The organism is Shewanella sp. HL-SH4, from assembly GCF_051164845.1.
GTDB lineage: Bacteria > Pseudomonadota > Gammaproteobacteria > Enterobacterales > Shewanellaceae > Shewanella > Shewanella glacialimarina.
This window is the reverse complement of sequence record NZ_CP195037.1, coordinates 2,518,108-2,534,061: the sequence shown is the minus strand read 5'-3', so window position 1 is coordinate 2,534,061 and position 15,954 is coordinate 2,518,108. Positions and strand designations below refer to the sequence as shown.

General features: G+C 40.5%; 17 protein-coding genes and 1 pseudogene. 6 read left to right on the top strand and 12 right to left on the bottom strand.

The annotated features are described in order from the left end of the window. The first annotated feature begins 47 nt into the window (after positions 1-47). The 4 genes from ACRWQL_RS12070 (at position 48) to ACRWQL_RS12055 (ending at position 3,482) form a co-directional block, all read left to right on the top strand. Positions 48-1,874, top strand: a complete 1,827-nt coding sequence (locus ACRWQL_RS12070; protein WP_434950191.1) for a penicillin-binding protein activator — start codon at positions 48-50, stop codon at positions 1,872-1,874. Then, complete coding sequence (locus tag ACRWQL_RS12065; protein ID WP_434927404.1) at positions 1,871-2,197, top strand: YraN family protein; 327 nt, start codon at positions 1,871-1,873, stop codon at positions 2,195-2,197. The genes ACRWQL_RS12070 and ACRWQL_RS12065 overlap by 4 nt, the downstream gene beginning before the upstream one ends. Before the next feature lie 113 nt (positions 2,198-2,310). Next, the gene (locus ACRWQL_RS12060) at positions 2,311-2,904 is read left to right on the top strand and encodes a phosphoheptose isomerase (protein WP_434950190.1); all 594 of its coding nucleotides are present in this window, start codon (positions 2,311-2,313) and stop codon (positions 2,902-2,904) included. Further along, positions 2,901-3,482: a BON domain-containing protein gene (locus ACRWQL_RS12055; RefSeq protein ID WP_226412841.1), complete on the top strand. Its 582-nt coding sequence runs from the start codon at positions 2,901-2,903 to the stop codon at positions 3,480-3,482. Before ACRWQL_RS12060 ends, ACRWQL_RS12055 begins: the two co-directional genes overlap by 4 nt. Positions 3,483-3,553: 71 nt before the next feature. Here the strand turns inward: ACRWQL_RS12055 and trpS are convergent, their stop codons facing one another. The 3 genes and pseudogenes from trpS to rpe form a co-directional block, all read right to left on the bottom strand. Then, positions 3,554-4,552: a tryptophan--tRNA ligase gene (gene trpS / locus ACRWQL_RS12050; RefSeq protein ID WP_434927405.1), complete on the bottom strand. Its 999-nt coding sequence runs from the start codon at positions 4,550-4,552 to the stop codon at positions 3,554-3,556. A gap of 33 nt (positions 4,553-4,585) precedes the next feature. Next, a pseudogene (locus ACRWQL_RS12045) lies at positions 4,586-5,265 on the bottom strand (phosphoglycolate phosphatase). Positions 5,266-5,307: 42 nt separating this feature from the next. After that, positions 5,308-5,976, bottom strand: coding sequence for a ribulose-phosphate 3-epimerase (gene rpe / locus ACRWQL_RS12040; RefSeq protein WP_226412835.1), 669 nt, complete (start codon positions 5,974-5,976; stop codon positions 5,308-5,310). Between the two features lie 386 nt (positions 5,977-6,362). Between rpe and ACRWQL_RS12035 the strand changes: the two genes are divergently transcribed. Further along, positions 6,363-6,728: a hypothetical protein gene (locus ACRWQL_RS12035; RefSeq protein ID WP_434950188.1), complete on the top strand. Its 366-nt coding sequence runs from the start codon at positions 6,363-6,365 to the stop codon at positions 6,726-6,728. 2 nt (positions 6,729-6,730) lie between these two features. Further along, positions 6,731-6,910, top strand: a complete 180-nt coding sequence (locus ACRWQL_RS12030) for a DUF2970 domain-containing protein (protein ID WP_434927408.1) — start codon at positions 6,731-6,733, stop codon at positions 6,908-6,910. Between the two features lie 10 nt (positions 6,911-6,920). Here the strand turns inward: ACRWQL_RS12030 and ACRWQL_RS12025 are convergent, their stop codons facing one another. From ACRWQL_RS12025 to ACRWQL_RS11985, 9 genes are all read right to left on the bottom strand, one after another. Next, positions 6,921-7,763 carry a Dam family site-specific DNA-(adenine-N6)-methyltransferase gene (locus ACRWQL_RS12025; RefSeq protein ID WP_434950186.1) on the bottom strand — a complete coding sequence of 281 codons (843 nt, stop codon included), beginning with the start codon at positions 7,761-7,763 and terminating at the stop codon, positions 6,921-6,923. Between the two features lie 61 nt (positions 7,764-7,824). Beyond that, positions 7,825-9,228 (bottom strand): AAA family ATPase, encoded by a 1,404-nt coding sequence (locus ACRWQL_RS12020; RefSeq protein ID WP_434950184.1) that lies wholly within the window; start codon positions 9,226-9,228, stop codon positions 7,825-7,827. A 19-nt stretch (positions 9,229-9,247) separates the two neighbouring features. After that, positions 9,248-10,324: a 3-dehydroquinate synthase gene (gene aroB / locus ACRWQL_RS12015; RefSeq protein ID WP_434950182.1), complete on the bottom strand. Its 1,077-nt coding sequence runs from the start codon at positions 10,322-10,324 to the stop codon at positions 9,248-9,250. 8 nt (positions 10,325-10,332) lie between these two features. Next, positions 10,333-10,848, bottom strand: a complete 516-nt coding sequence (aroK, locus tag ACRWQL_RS12010; protein WP_188842299.1) for a shikimate kinase AroK — start codon at positions 10,846-10,848, stop codon at positions 10,333-10,335. Positions 10,849-11,072: 224 nt separating this feature from the next. Further along, positions 11,073-13,121, bottom strand: coding sequence for a type IV pilus secretin PilQ (locus ACRWQL_RS12005; RefSeq protein ID WP_434950180.1), 2,049 nt, complete (start codon positions 13,119-13,121; stop codon positions 11,073-11,075). A gap of 22 nt (positions 13,122-13,143) precedes the next feature. Next, positions 13,144-13,662, bottom strand: a complete 519-nt coding sequence (locus ACRWQL_RS12000) for a pilus assembly protein PilP (protein WP_434927413.1) — start codon at positions 13,660-13,662, stop codon at positions 13,144-13,146. Further along, entirely contained in the window at positions 13,663-14,280 is a 618-nt protein-coding gene (locus tag ACRWQL_RS11995) for a type 4a pilus biogenesis protein PilO (protein WP_226412818.1), read from the bottom strand. Beyond that, positions 14,277-14,861: a PilN domain-containing protein gene (locus tag ACRWQL_RS11990; protein ID WP_226412816.1), complete on the bottom strand. Its 585-nt coding sequence runs from the start codon at positions 14,859-14,861 to the stop codon at positions 14,277-14,279. The genes ACRWQL_RS11995 and ACRWQL_RS11990 overlap by 4 nt, the downstream gene beginning before the upstream one ends. Next, on the bottom strand, positions 14,849-15,928 hold the full coding sequence (locus tag ACRWQL_RS11985; protein WP_434939325.1) for a pilus assembly protein PilM: 1,080 nt from the start codon (positions 15,926-15,928) through the stop codon (positions 14,849-14,851). Before ACRWQL_RS11985 ends, ACRWQL_RS11990 begins: the two co-directional genes overlap by 13 nt. Positions 15,929-15,954: the final 26 nt, after the last annotated feature.

The following is a 15,954-nucleotide window of genomic DNA, read 5'->3' as shown; positions in this document are numbered from 1 at the left end:
TAAGAGCAGGTTAAACTAAAGCCAATATCTTACCAGAGTGAAGCCCTGTGTTAAAAAGACTGATTTCAATTAAATTTCTATTGGCACTGACACTACCAGCATTATTGATTGGTTGTTCAGCCACTAAAACCGAAAGTATTGATCAAGTAGTCAATACGTCATTAGTGTCTGTAGAGCAACCAGCAAGTGTTTATTTATCCGAAGCCAGCAAAAGCAGCTTGCCTGAAAAACGTGATCGCAACCTGTTATTAGCAGCCCATGCGTATATTAATGATGGTAATTACAGTTCTGCTCGTAGCATTTTGTCATCGATGCTAAAAAATATGGTGAAAGTGTCTACCATTCAGGCTGAGCACATTTACTTAAATGCGCGTATTGATGAAAAGACTCAAAATGCGCAGGCAGCATTAAACACATTACAATATCCACCCCATTGGCAACTGCCCCGTTGGCAAATGGCGACATATCATCAGTATAAAGCCCGCCTTTATAAGGCTATCCAACAACCTATCGATCAAATTAGACAATTAAGTTTGTTAAGTAACTATTTGCCTAAATCTGAATCGACTCAGGTTAATGACGTTATTTGGAAAGTGTTACAGCCCTTACATGAAGAAACCATTAAAAGCTTCATGCGTGAACCGGCAAACCCAATATTTTCAGGCTGGCTACAACTCGCTTATATTGCTAAACACTATGCAGTTGAACCCACTCAGCTGGTTCGTTATTTAGGCGAATGGCAACGCAATAACCCGTATCATCCAGGTGCGGTAAAATTACCGTCTGATTTAGAAAAAGCGCTCAATGCTAAACCTTATCGCCCGCAAAACATTGCGGTGCTATTACCGCTTTCAGGCCCAAGAGCGGCTGTTGCTGAACCTATAAAAATGGGCATTATGGCCAGCTATATGGCCGAATTTGATAGCAATGTCACTCTGCATTTTATTGATAGCCAAATAGGCATCAAAGCAGCTTATCAGCAAGCAACTGATACCGGTGCAGACTTTATTATCGGGCCATTATTGCCTAATGAAGTGGAGGAATTGCAACGCTTAAACCAAAGTAAAGAGCAACTTATTCCGCAACTGTATTTAAATCAACTAGAGCAGTTTGAGCCACAGTCTAATCAATTTTATTTCTCGTTATCACCCGCGCAAGAAGCCAGTGATGCCGCGCGTAAATTGTACGCCGATGGGGTTAAGATACCTTTACTGCTAACCAGTAATGACGCCATTGGTAAACGTATGGCTGAAAGCTTTAATCAAACCTGGTTATCGTTAACAGAAAATAACGCTGAAATTCATTATTTTGATAGCGGCGACCAAATGAAACTCACGGTGCAGGAAGCCTTAGGGGTTAAAGACAGTCAGGCAAGAATTACTCGTATGAAAGAGATACTGGGCAGCAAACTTGAAGCTGATTTTCGCTCTCGCCAAGATATAGATGCTATCTATATGGTTGCGGCTTACCAAGATTTATCGTTATTAAAAGCCTTTTTAGACGTTAACTTCAGTGTATTTGCAGAACCTGTTGCACTTTATACTTCGAGTCGCGGCCGCTTAGAAAACGAATCAACCCAGTCGGCACAAGAGTTAAATAAAGTGATGATCAGCGACATACCTTGGTTAATGCAGCCAAGTAACGAAACTCGTATGGTTGAATCTTTATGGTCTACCTGGAATAACAGCCAAAAACGTTTATATGTTATGGGGTATGACGCGCTCGAGTTAGTGAACCGGTTAGCCCAAATGCGTGCATTTCCAGGATACCAATTTAATGGCCGAAGCGGTGCATTGTCGCTAAAACCTAATGGGTTAATTGACCGTCAATTAACCTGGGGCAAATACGAAAAAGGTAAACTCACGCCACTATGACATCAGGCGAACTCGCTGAACAACAGGCTAGAGAATATTTACAGCAACAAGGATTAACCTTTGTTACTGCAAATGTGCGCTACAAGTTCGGCGAGATTGATCTCATTATGAAGCAGCAACAGACTTTAGTGTTTGTTGAGGTGAAATATCGCCAATCGCAAGCCTTTGGCGGCGCGATAAATGCACTGAGCGCTAAGCAAATTAATCGCATTCGCCTCAGTGCCAACGCTTATTTGCAACAACAAGGTATTAATCCACCTTGCCGATTTGATGTTATTGCCATAAATAACACACAAATAAGTTGGATTAAGGGATGTTTTTAAGCATCAATAGTTACCACAGCATTGATTTATGGCATTATATCGACACAGACTTGGCGACAATACACCCCGGTAGTTAGCCGCCAGTAAAAATTCTATATCGTAAGGATTGTTGCATGTTAGAACGTATTAAAGACAGTTTCACAGAATCGATTCAAACTAAAATTGATGCGGCGGAAGCCTTACCTGAATCAATTGAAAAAGCTGCTGAAATGATGGTGCAATGTTTACTCGGCGGTAATAAAATTCTTTCATGTGGTAATGGCGGCAGTGCCGGTGACGCGCAGCATTTTTCGGCTGAGCTACTTAACCGTTATGAAATTGAGCGCCCACCTTTACCGGCTATTGCATTAAGCTGCGACACATCAACTATTACAGCCATTGCGAATGACTACAGTTACGATGAAGTTTTCTCTAAGCAGATTTTAGCCTTAGGCCAACCAGGTGATATTTTATTGGCTATTTCTACCAGTGGTAACTCTGGCAACATTATTAAAGCCATGGAAGCTGCTTTAAGCCGTGACATGACTATTGTCGCAATGACAGGTAAAGATGGCGGCGCTATGGCAGGCTTGATGAGTGCTGGCGATGTTGAAATTCGTGTGCCATCAAATGTTACCGCGCGTATTCAAGAGGTACATTTATTAGTCATTCACTGCTTATGTGACAATATTGACCGTACGTTGTTCCCTCAGGATGAACAAGCATGATAAAGCTTGTTGCCATCATCTCGGTTATAGCCTTGCTGCAAGGATGTGCTGGGGCAGTTATGGTTGGCGCTGTTGGTGGCGCCAAGATGGCTAATGATGAGCGCAGTATGTCTACTCAAATCAGTGATACCAATGCTGGCTTTGATATTACTGGCGCCCTTTCAAAATACGAAGACTTAAATAATCAAACCAATATAACTGGCGTGGTGATGAACGGTAACGTATTAATGTATGGGCAAGCGCCTAACTCTATGTTGCGCGATAAAGCAATTAAAGCAGTACAAGAGTTAAATATTGGCGGTAAAATTCATAATCAAATACGTATTGGTAATCCCACTTCGTTTACCACCCGTAGCAATGACACTTGGGTAACCACTAAAGTAAAAGGCCGTATGTTGAATGAGAAATCATTAGATGTGACGCGCATTAAAGTGATTACTGAAAATGGCGAGGTATTTTTACTCGGTTTGATTGAACGTAGCCAAGCTGATCTGGCCGTTGACGTAGCCCGCAATACCGCCGGAGTTCGTAAAGTCGTTAAAGTGTTCGAATATGTCGAGCCCAAAGAAGAAGATTAGTCGAACTTTAAAACCTAATTGTATAAATCAAAAAAGCACCTAAAAAGGTGCTTTTTTATGCATAAGAAACCCTATACAATCATGCCGATTTTCTTATACACCAAGTCTATAGTTGCTTGGGCGCGCGCTTTGGCTTTTTCAGCCCCTTGCTTCATCACCTGCTCAAGATAAGCTTCATCTGCACGATACTGCTTAAAACGTTCCTGTAACGGTTCAAGCATAGCGACAACCGCTTCACCTGCTTCAACTTTTAAATGGCCGTACATTTTGCCTTCAAACTCAGCTTCTAAAGTCGCAATAGACTTACCCGTTACACCTGACATCAGGCTCAATAGGTTCGATACACCGGGTTTATTTTCAACATCAAAACGCACCACTGGTGGCTCGTCGCTGTCTGTCATGGCTTTTTTAACTTTCTTCAGAATTGCCTTTGGCTCTTCTAGCAGACCAATCACATTATTGCGGTTATCATCAGACTTAGACATTTTCTTCAGCGGCTCTTGTAATGACATTACCTTAGCGCCGTGTTCTGGAATATATGCCTGAGGCACGGTAAAAGTATCGCCATAGGCATTATTGAAGCGAGTGGCAATATCACGCGTCAGTTCAAGATGCTGCATTTGATCTTGCCCTACAGGCACTGATTGCGCTTGATACAATAAAATATCTGCCGCCATCAATACAGGGTAACCAAATAAACCGACATTAATATTGTTAGCATGCTTTTGTGACTTGTCTTTAAACTGGGTCATGCGATTTAGCTCACCCATTTGGGTGTAACAGTTCAACGCCCAACTTAACTGAGTATGCTGCGGCACATGTGACTGGACAAACACGGTACTTTTATCAGGGTCAACACCACAGGCTAGATACAGCGCTAATGTATCTAAGCACGCATCACGTAATTTCTCAGGGTCTTGACGAACAGTAATTGCATGCAAGTCAACGACACAATAAATACAATCATGTGTGTCTTGCATTGCCACCCACTGGCGTAGCGCGCCCATATAATTACCTATGGTGAGCTCGCCTGATGGCTGTGCTCCGCTGAAAACTATGGGTTTAGTCATGGGTTTTGTTGCTCCAATTACTGTGTTGTAAAATTATTTAGAAAGTAAAAACTGACCGATTTGGCCAAAGTCATCACACACTTCATTCGGTTCGCTTAAACGAATATGTTCACCATAGTTATAACCATAAGTTAACCCTATGACTGCAACCTTGGCCGATTTAGCTGCTAAGATATCATTCTTAGAGTCGCCTATCATCAACAACTGTTGTGGTTCAATTTGCCATTGCTGCAAAAGGTGATTAAGGGGTAATGGATCAGGCTTCATTTTTGCCAATGAATCCCCCCTAACACATGATCAAAGAAATCACGTAAACCAAACGCTTCTAATAGCGGAATAGTGAAACGATAGGGTTTGTTCGTCACCACAGCCAAACGATAGCCAGCCTGTTTTAAAGCCATTAGCGTCGACAATACGTTAGGATATAATCGGCTATATTTCTCCAGAAACACACCATAATGATGCATAAACTTAGGCATAGTGTCTGTTAATAGCGATTCATCAACCTCTTTAGCCAGTGCAAAGCTTAGCGCTCGGTGCATCAGCATTTTAGCGCCATTGCCTACCCAGCCCCTAACTTGATCTTCGCTTGCTTGTGGCAAAGCCAATTCAAGTAATGTTGCATTGGTTGCGGCAGCCAAATCTGGCACACTGTCTATTAAGGTGCCATCCAAATCAAAGGCTATGGCACGTATTTGATCAAAATTTGTCATGGTTAGGCTACTATTTACTGCTAATGAAGTTGACGTTATAGATTATACTTTTGCTAACTCGCTGCGCATTTCATCGATGACCGTTTTATAATCAGGTTGACTAAAAATAGCCGACCCCGCTACAAACATATCCGCACCTGCTGCCGCGATTTCAGCAATGTTATCAACCTTAACACCGCCATCTACTTGTAAACGAATATCAAAACCACTGGCATCAATACGTTGGCGTACTTGGCGTAATTTATCTAATGTTGACGGAATGAATGACTGACCACCAAAACCGGGGTTAACCGACATTAATAAAATAACATCCAGCTTATCCATTACATGGTCTAAGTAATGCAATGGTGTGCCAGGATTAAACACTAAACCTGCTTTACATCCTGACTCTTTAATCAACTGTAAGGTACGATCAACATGCTCAGACGCTTCTGGATGGAAGGTAATAATTGATGCACCTGCTTTAGCAAAGTCAGGTACTATTCTATCTACAGGTTTAACCATTAAATGAACATCAATATCCGCAGTGATCCCATATTGACGTAATGCCGTACAAACCATAGGGCCTATAGTAAGATTAGGGACATAATGATTGTCCATTACATCAAAATGCACCACATCTGCACCCGCATCGAGTACAGCTTTAACATCGTCACCCAAACGGGCAAAGTCAGCAGATAAGATTGATGGAGCAATTAAATAAGGTTGCATCTTGGTCTCGCAGCAAAATAAATGAAGTAATAGTTTACCCTTTGAGGCGAAAAGCCTCTAGTTAAACGACAAAAAAAAGCCCTAGGTATGCAACAAGTTTGATTTTTAAAATAAATATGCTGTAAATGTTCATAAACTATACGGATTTGGTATAATGAATAAGATTTTGGCAGTATTTCAGGTACAGCTAGATGGTACCAATGCACTAGTATGACTAACTAGCTATCAATTCTATAGAAGCTAAATGCAAATCAAGCAAACTAACACATTGTTAATTAAGTATTAAATTTTTTAGAAAACAATTTATATTAAGTTCAAGTTTGTTGAAAGTGAAAGCGAACAATGCCAGCAATATACTGGCGTTAATTAATGGAAAGGATCCCCTTATGGAATTACGTCCACATCGTTTATTTTCGTACCTTAGCACTAAGTCAGTAAAATCGATCGCTGCTATGGTGACGACTTCAACCTTGGTCGTGCTAATTAGTTTTGCATTTTCATCGTTAGCCAAACAAAATATTGATCAGGCATGCGCCTGTGATACGGATGTAAATTATAATGCGAGTTTACCCTCTAGCCACCCAGTCAACCGCTGTGCCACCAAAGAACATGATGTAAGTTGGAAAAATTGGATCTCTGGCAATAGTCGTTCAAGTCAATTTCATTTTATCGACTTAATTGAATTATTATATGGTCATAAAGATAAACCACTTGCAGATATACCTGCATCAAATAAGCCAGAGCAGATTTAACAATGTCTTTTTGGCGAGTATTTAGCAGCACGATTGCCGCATTTTTTGGGGTACAAACCGATAGTAATCGTCAGCGAGATTTTAAAACAACTTCACCTGTGCCTTTTATTCTAATGGGCATTGCTCTAGCTGTCGTGATGGTTTTAACGTTAATTTTTATTGTGCAACAAGTCCTTAGCTAATCTCTCAAGCCTAGTTTTCTTCATCGTCACAATAGTGATGGTCATATAGCGCCATAATTTCATCTACTTTAATTCGCGAAGCACCTTTCTGGCTAATATTTCTTTGCACAGATATTGTGGCAAGCTTTGCACCACGATAAAGCTCTCTGGTCAGCGCAATGTCATGATTACTGATCAGCACTGGAATATTGCGTTTATGGGCTGTATGACGTGAATGTCTGGCAAGTAATGCCTGATCATCTAAACTAAAGCCTGGACCTGCGTAGGTAGTAAAACTTGCGGTGGTCGATAATGGAGCATAAGGAGGATCACAATAAATAACATCGCCTTCTTTTGCTAAAGCGAATGCACCTTCATAACCAATACATTTAAATGTGGCATTTTTGGCTTTAGCTGAAAAATGGCGAATTTCGGCTTCAGGGAAATAGGGTTTTTTGTATGAACCAAAAGGTACGTTAAAGCCACCTTTGCGGTTATACCGACACAAGCCATTGAATCCGAAACGATTTAAGTATAAAAAATATACCGAGCGGGTAAACGGATCACGGCTCAAATTAAAATCGGTACGTATCTGATAATAAGCTTCTTTGTTATTCATTTCAGCAACAAATAATGCTTTAGTCGCCTTGATATAAGCATCCGGCTTTTGCTTTACTATTTCATAAAGATTAATCAAATCTTGATTAATATCGCATAACAAGTAGTCGTCAAAGTGGGTATTTAAAAACACTGAGCCAGCACCAACAAAAGGCTCAACTAATCGCTGACCTTTTGGTAGATGTTTCGACAATTCATCGACGAGTTTAAATTTTCCACCCGCCCATTTTAGAAAGGCTCTATGCTTTTTTGTCATAAAGTAAGTTGCTTGCTGCCAAAATTAAAGCTGGAGATTGTACTCTGTTTACACTTATTTATCATCGACTTTCCAGTTCAATTCTATATTCGCTTAAATCGGTCCACTTTCTCACCCAAGGAGCACTTATGCCATGCTCAGCTTGTAACCGCTTAGCCTGTTGTTGAGCCTCCTGTGGAGAAAAATACTGACCAAACAACAACACATAACGCTGCTTATGTTTAGCGATATAAACAGACTCTTTATTACCGATTTTAGTTATTATCGATTCTAATGATTTCTTATCTATTACGCTGGCCAACTGAAGCGTATAGCCCTTATTAAGTAGACCATTGTTATCATTTATCTTTGTGAGCACTGGCTTGCGAACATCTTTCACAACACTTGGCATATCCGAACTAGCGGCTTTCGGTTCAGCTGCAGAGCTTTCAGCATCAGCGATAGATTCGGTGTTATTAAGCGCTGTCGAGTCTTTTACAAGCGCAGTATCCCTACTGTGACTCACCTTTTCTATCCCAGGTAGTTTAATGCTCTGTATCGCAAAAGGAGGATGAGTTTGATTATTTTTTGTCGCTGACTTAATAGATGATATCAATGTCTTACCATAGAATACGATAAAGGCTTCAGCGCTGTCTCGTTGTTGTTGCTGAAGTGCGGTCAATTGCTTCTGTGGCTCGGTTAATTCTACTTGATTAAACCTTGGCTCATTTTTAACAAAGTAGCCCATTATTACCAATACAGTCACAAGCATTAACAACGAGGCTAATTTGATTTTCATCCCCCAAGCAGGGCTATTTTGTTTCGGCTCAGTTATCGCTAATTGCAATAATTCAACAACTTCAAAAGGCGTACCTGATTGATTTTCGAGCTGACGATGAATAATATCTCTCGCGATAAAAGAGGTACTACCGGATCTCATTAGTAAGCTTTGATATAAACCATCCCGCTCTGCTATCGGCAATGGTTCAATGGTAATAGGCAATAATAACTGACGCATGTCATTGGATAGCTCAGCCATTAATTTTGAAAGATAAGAGGAATCCATTGCCATAGTCACTGAAACATTTGAGCCGCCACATTGAATTTTTGATAGCAGAATGCATTCTGCCCATAAGGTTTTTGGCAATAAATGGGCATCATCAATAATGATATGTAAGGGTTTAGTCAACGTTGCTTGAATACGCATAATGGTATCCATCAGGGGGATTTCATCGTCGAAAATAGGCGAAGAAATTAATTGAACCAGAATTTTACGTCGGATCTCTGCTGAAGCAGCATGCTGAGGGCAAAGGACAAGCGCCGAATTATAATCATCAAGTTCACTGGCTAGTGCTGCACTTAAGGTAGATTTACCCGATCCGTTTTGGCCACATAATAACAGTAACTGTCCACTATAGCTGGCGGTATGCTGAAGTCGCTCAACGAGCTCTTCTTGGGTTGGCAGTAATAATAATGCTGAAGTCAAAAAATCCACCACACGTCAATTATGCGCGGTTGATCACCCGCTCAAGTAAGTCTTCACTAACATCACTGAAAACGTCTGCCTGACCTAAAGCAGTTGGCAAAATTAATCGAATCTTACCAGCTAATACTTTCTTGTCACGGCGCATATGCTTAATAAAACTATCAAAATCCATCGACTTAGGAGCATTAACGGGTAGGTCAAATGCAACAAATAGATTTCTAATACGACAAACTATTGACTCATCTATCAAATCGAGTTCCTGCGCAGTCAATGCAGCAAGAATTGTGCCTGCTGCTACAGCGTCACCATGCAGCCAGGTACCATAGCCCATTTCAGCTTCTATAGCATGACCGAAGGTATGGCCAAGATTAAGTAACGCCCTGACTCCGCGTTCCGTTTCGTCTTGTGTGACGACATCAGCTTTAATCTGGCAGCATTTGGCTATGGTATATTCCAACGCCTGTGTATCTAACGCTTTTAACGCGGCGACATTTTGCTCTAACCAAGAAAAAAACTCTCCATCCCAAATAATGCCATATTTGATGACTTCTGCCATACCAGCAGAAAATTCATTAGCAGGAAGGGTTTTTAAGCAATCGGTATCAATGATAACGCTTTTAGGTTGGTAAAATGCGCCTATCATATTCTTGCCAAGGGGGTGATTTACAGCCGTTTTGCCGCCAACAGAAGAATCAACTTGAGACAATAATGTCGTCGGCACTTGAACAAAATCGATTCCACGCTGATAACATGCAGCCGCAAAACCGGTCATATCGCCGATAACCCCACCACCCAAAGCAACGAGAACTGAATCACGAGCAAAATTACCCTCTAGCAAAGCTGAAAAAATAAGATCCAGATGCTCAAGATTTTTGAATTGCTCGCCATCAGGCAGAATAATTTTTTCAACTGACGCACAATACACCATTGCCTGTTCCAATGTAGATAAGTACAAAGGGGCAATAGTGTCATTGCTAACGATGAGTATATTCTTGTTTGCAAGGTAACGGCTAAAAAGCGCGCTATCATGCATCAAATTCTGGCCTATATAAATAGGATAACTTCTATCACCTAAATCGACCTGAATTTGTTGCATTGCTTTACCTAAAAACCGAGTTGCTCAATTATTTGATTTGCGACAATTTTCGCACTTTGTTCGTCTGTCTTTACGATGACATCGGCAATCTCTTCGTACAAAGGATTACGCGATTCTGCTAAGTTCTCAAGAACTTCGCGTGGGTCATCAACTTGCAGTAATGGACGACGTTTATCACGTTGCGTACGAGCAACTTGTTTATCGATAGTCGTCTCTAAATACACCACAATTCCGCGAGCAGAAAGATAATTGCGAATATCTTTACTCTGAACTGAGCCACCACCAGTTGCTAACACAATACCTTGCCTCTCTGAAAGATCGGCAATAACTTGTGCTTCACGACGACGGAAACCTTCTTCACCTTCAACATCGAACACCCAAGCGATATCAGCGCCTGTACGTTGTTCAATCTCGTGGTCAGAATCGTGGAATTCTAAATGCAGCATTTGAGCCAAATGACGGCCAATTGTGCTTTTACCTGCGCCCATAGGGCCTACTAGAAAAATATTACGTTTTTCAGCCATTTCGTATACGTCTGAATCTTATATAAAAGAATGCCTGATCGACTAAAGATACAGCCGACCGCTTAAAATATTACCTTGCTCTACTGAGACTTGACGGAGGATTATCTCAGCTTAAGGCTACTGCTGGCAAGTGATGGTGGCAATTATATTCAATAAAAGTCCATAATGTAGCCAAAAGCAAAGGCCAGCTAAGAGTTAGCTGGCCTTTATCATTTTATTGTATGTTATAACTTTTCAGAAATAATCTTAGGGGTCACGAAAATCAATAGCTCTTGGCGTTCGTTTTTATCAGATGTGTTTCTGAATAAGAAGCCAACTAAAGGTATATCGCCTAAAACTGGCACCTTGCTCACTCGGCTAATTAAGTTCTGTTGGTAAATACCACCCAATACAATCGTCTCACCGTTATCCACAAGCACTTGGGTACCAATGCGCTGCGTATCGATAGACACAGCCTCACCTGTAGGGGTTTGAACCGTTTTACCCTGTGAATCTTGGGTGATTTCTAGATCTAAAATCACACGGTTATCAGGGGTAATTTGTGGAGTAACACGTAACGACAACACAGCTTTCTTAAAGGTAACCGATGTTGCACCACTTGACGCTGACTCCACATAAGGGATCTCAACACCTTGCTCAATATAAGCAGCCTTTTGGTTTGAGGTTGTAATACGTGGGCTTGCAATAATTTCGCCTTTGTTTTCTTGCTCTAATGCACTTAACTCTAGGTCAAGCACGGTACCATCGGCTAACTTTGCCACATGAAAGGCAATACTTGTTGGGTTCGAAATCGCCGCAGGCAAATTAACGTTTAAGCGATCATCTAAGCTTGGAACAAGCCCACCAGCGATGCTTCCCGCACCTTCAAGTGAACCAGAAGAGCCTTTAGTACCCTGCTGATCTGTGATGCCCCAGCGAATACCTAAGTCTTCAGAAACATCATCTTTAACAGTAACCATACGTGCTTCGATTAGCACTTGTTTTATAGGGATATCGAGCACTTCTATTAAACGATGAATACTTTCTAAAATCTCTGCAGTATCTTTCACCAATAAAGTGTTAGTACGTTCATCAACAGCCACACTGCCACGGGTAGATAATAAGCTGGAGTCTGTACTTTTTAATAGCTCAGCAATATCGACCGCTTTAGCATAATTAATCTGTAAGTACTCAGAGTATAATGGTGCTAACTCTTTTACTTCCTGCTTATTCTTGAGGTCGTTACTTTCACGGATAGCCAATTCTTCACTCGGCGCAACCATCAAAATATTACCTTCAATACGTTTATCAAGTCCTTTGGTTTGCAAAATTAAGTCTAATGCCTGATCCCAAGGTACATCATCTAAACGTAGGGTAATATTTCCTTCGACGGTATCACTCGTCACTAGGTTAAAATTATTATAATCGGCAATAATTTGTAGGACAGTTCTGACTGAAATATTTTGAAAATTTAATGATAAAGAGCGGCCATTATATTTCTTAGCCTCTTTAGCAACAGATACTCTTTCTATTTTATCGATACTAACAGTAAATACATTACCATCTTGCTTGTAATTGTATTCATAGTTGCCACCTACATCGACTAACACTCGTGAGGTTAAGTCTTCTTTAAATGTTTCAAAACTACTGACTGGAGTTGCAAAGTCCTGAACATCCATGACATACAATAAGTCATCACCAATATTAGTGTTATATAATTTAATTTCGAGCTTGGCACCAACCTGCTCGACATTGGCAGCCACAGAGCGATTGCTGAGATTAAATAATAATTCTCCGCCACCTTTTGCATTTCTTCTAAAATCAATACTTTGTATCGAATTCACAAATGGATTATCAGCACTAGAAGGCCCTGACACCGCATCGTTAATCGTTAATCGATAAGTATTACCCTCAATTTTACCCTGATAAGGCTTAACACTTTTGAGCGCAACAATAACTGAAAGATCACTGGCTTGTTGCTGTGCTGTTAGATATTTCACACCCACACTATCGATCGCTAATTTATCTTTCGCTAAGCTAGAGATGGTGTCATCAAAGTTTAAAATAATTTCGGCCGGATTGGCTGAAAGGTCCACTGTAGGGGAAGTGATTTCAGACTCGAATACCAGCTCTAATTCTAATTGATGATCGACAATTGAATGATATTTCACATCCAATAGGCGATTAGCCGCAAAAGCACTCGGCAAGGCAAAAATTAATAGCACTGACCCTAGGAGGGTTTTTATTATTGATGAATTCGTCATTGATTTTCTCATCGCGGCAGAAGATTTCATTATTCTCTCATCCTTCGCATGGTTATTTGCCAGATAATTCTAAGTTGCTAGGACGTTCAGCCCAACAACCTGAACCATCAGGAATTAATTCTATAATTTCGATATATTGGGGCGTTACATTTGAAATGCGACCATGATAAAGCCCTAAATACTCGCCCACACCCATACGATAAACATTAGCATCGGCTGATTCGATTAATGCCCAAATACTATCGTCTTCACTTAACGTACCACGCATTCTTAAATTATCTAGCGCGTAGGTTTCCAATCTGCCTTTACGTCTTGCCAAGTCGGGTTGTAAACAGTCTTTTGAGGTATCAATAACCTCTTCGGTTAACTCTCTTGAAGGCGGAACAAAAGGGCTGCGCATTAATTCAGCTTGATATGAAAAATGCTCAAACTTTGGTGTTTCTGTTAGTGGTGGAATACGGGCAACATGCTGTGCTTTAGTGGTCGTAACAAACAACTCTAAATCACTGCGGTCACCAATACAGCCTGTTAATAACAAGCTAACACCAATAAAAACGGGTAAGAGTTTCATTTAATTCTTCCCCTTAGCAATTTCTTTAGGTAACTCTGCACCTTCTTTAAAGCGATAGGTTTTAGCTAAAATAGCCATAGACAAACCACCGCCCTCTTTGTAGGTAATAGTAAAATCATGCAAACTAACAATACGTGGGAGCTTTGCAACACCACTAACCATATTGCCTATTTCATGATAATCACCCTCAACATTTAACCTAATAGGAAATTCGATATAGAAATCACGTTCAATTTCATTATCCCAGTCTAAACTGTTTATTCTTAAACCCGCATCGGTTGCTGCAAAAGTTATATCATCAAGTAATCCTGGCATTTCATTTTCAGAAGGCAGCATTTTTAATAACTCGGCAAATTGCATTTCCATGATAACAAGTTGTTCGCGGTATAACTTTAGATTAGCAGCTAATCGATATTTAGTTTCAAAATCAGCTTTTAATTCGATTTCTTTATTTTGTTCTGACTCCATTACTGAAATGGTATCGGCAATAAACAGATAATAACTGGCACCAATAACGCATATAGATAAGAACGCTGCAAAAACGAGTTTGACTAACTTAGGCCAGCCACCAATATTTTCAAAATCAATATCATTAAATTGGTCTAAATCTAAATTCATTTTTTCGCTCCTTGTTGCATATCAAGGGCTTGATTACCGAACTGATTAGTAATAGACACTTTTAGCTTGAACCGCTGCAATTGGCGTAATTCTTCATTTTGAGAAATAATAGACTGCATGCTTGGATCCGATAAATACTCAGAAGTTGTTACTTTCCTCATCATATTCGCAACGTTATTATTTGACTCGCTGCGACCTTCAATCCAAAGGGTGCTGCCTTTTTTCTCAATACTCGATAAATAAATGCCTGGTGGAACTATCCTAACCAACTCATCTAATACATGAGTGGGTAAGTTACGAGATTGCTGAAGTGCTAAAATAATTTCAGTTCGACGTTCAATATCTTTTTTACGTTTGGTTATTTCGCTTATTTCTGCAATCTGAGTATCTAATAAGGAAATTTCAGACATTAAATAACTATTACGCTGACGTTGATCATCGGTCACTAATTCAATGTAACTAATAAACAAATAGACCAATAAAGATGTCACTAGAAAGACTAGCGCGAGGATACCAATAAAGTCACGCTTTTGTTTTTCCCGTGCCTCTTCGCGCCACGGGAGTAAATTTATGTTCGCCATTGAGCGTAACTCCTCAGCGCCAAGCCACTTGCTACCATGAACTTATTAATTGATGGCTGTAATTGGGATTTAATTGCTTCATCGGCATACAAACAGCCTTGAAAGGGATCCGCGACAATGGCATAAACGCCAAGTTCATTAGTTAATACGGTTGCCATACCTTCTAATCTACCTGTTCCGCCACATAACACCACGTAATCCACTTTTTCACGCCCACTGGCTGTGCAGTATATCTGTAGAGTACGCTTGATTTGTTGCAGCAGTTGAGTTTGAAATGGGGATAACACTTCAAACATATAGTTTCTAGGTAAGTTACCACTCACTTTAGCTAATTCAGCTTCGGCATGGGACATACCATAAAATGATAAAATTGACTGAGTGAATAGCTCCCCACCAAATGCTTGCTCACGAATAAAAGTCGTTTCACCGCGTTCGACAACGGCAAATGTAGTGATATTAGCACCGACATCTACCATCGCAATGGTTTTATCTTTAGCGCCTTCTGGAAGTTGTGCGTAAATCAACTCAGCTGAGCGACCTAACGCATACCCTTCAACATCAACCACTTTCACATCTAATTCGACAGCATCTAAAGCATCAACACGTGAGTCAATATTTTCTGTACGACAAGCACTCAGCAAAACATCCACCTTTGTCGGGTCGGTGCTGTTTTGACTCAGAGTTTCGAAATCGATACTGACTTCATCGAGTGAATAGGGGATCAAGTTATCTGCTTCGATTTCAATTTGTGCTTCCATCTCTTCTTCATTCAATGAAGCATCCATGTAAATCACTTTGGTCATAACCGCGGACCCTGAAACAGCAACAGACGCGAACTTCACCCCTTTAGGCAAAGAACGTTTTACTTGTCTTAACGATTCTAATACGGCTTCAGAATCGCGAATATCATGATCGGCAACGGCACCTTTTTTAATTGGTACAGTTGCATAATTTTGAATTTTATATCCATCAGCAGTCTTGCTTAGCAATATGGCTTTTACTTCATGGGAGCCAATATCGACCCCCACCATTTGCGGAGCTTGACGCTTCCATAATTTAGAAAGCATATTCCGTCATCACAATTCTTTTATTG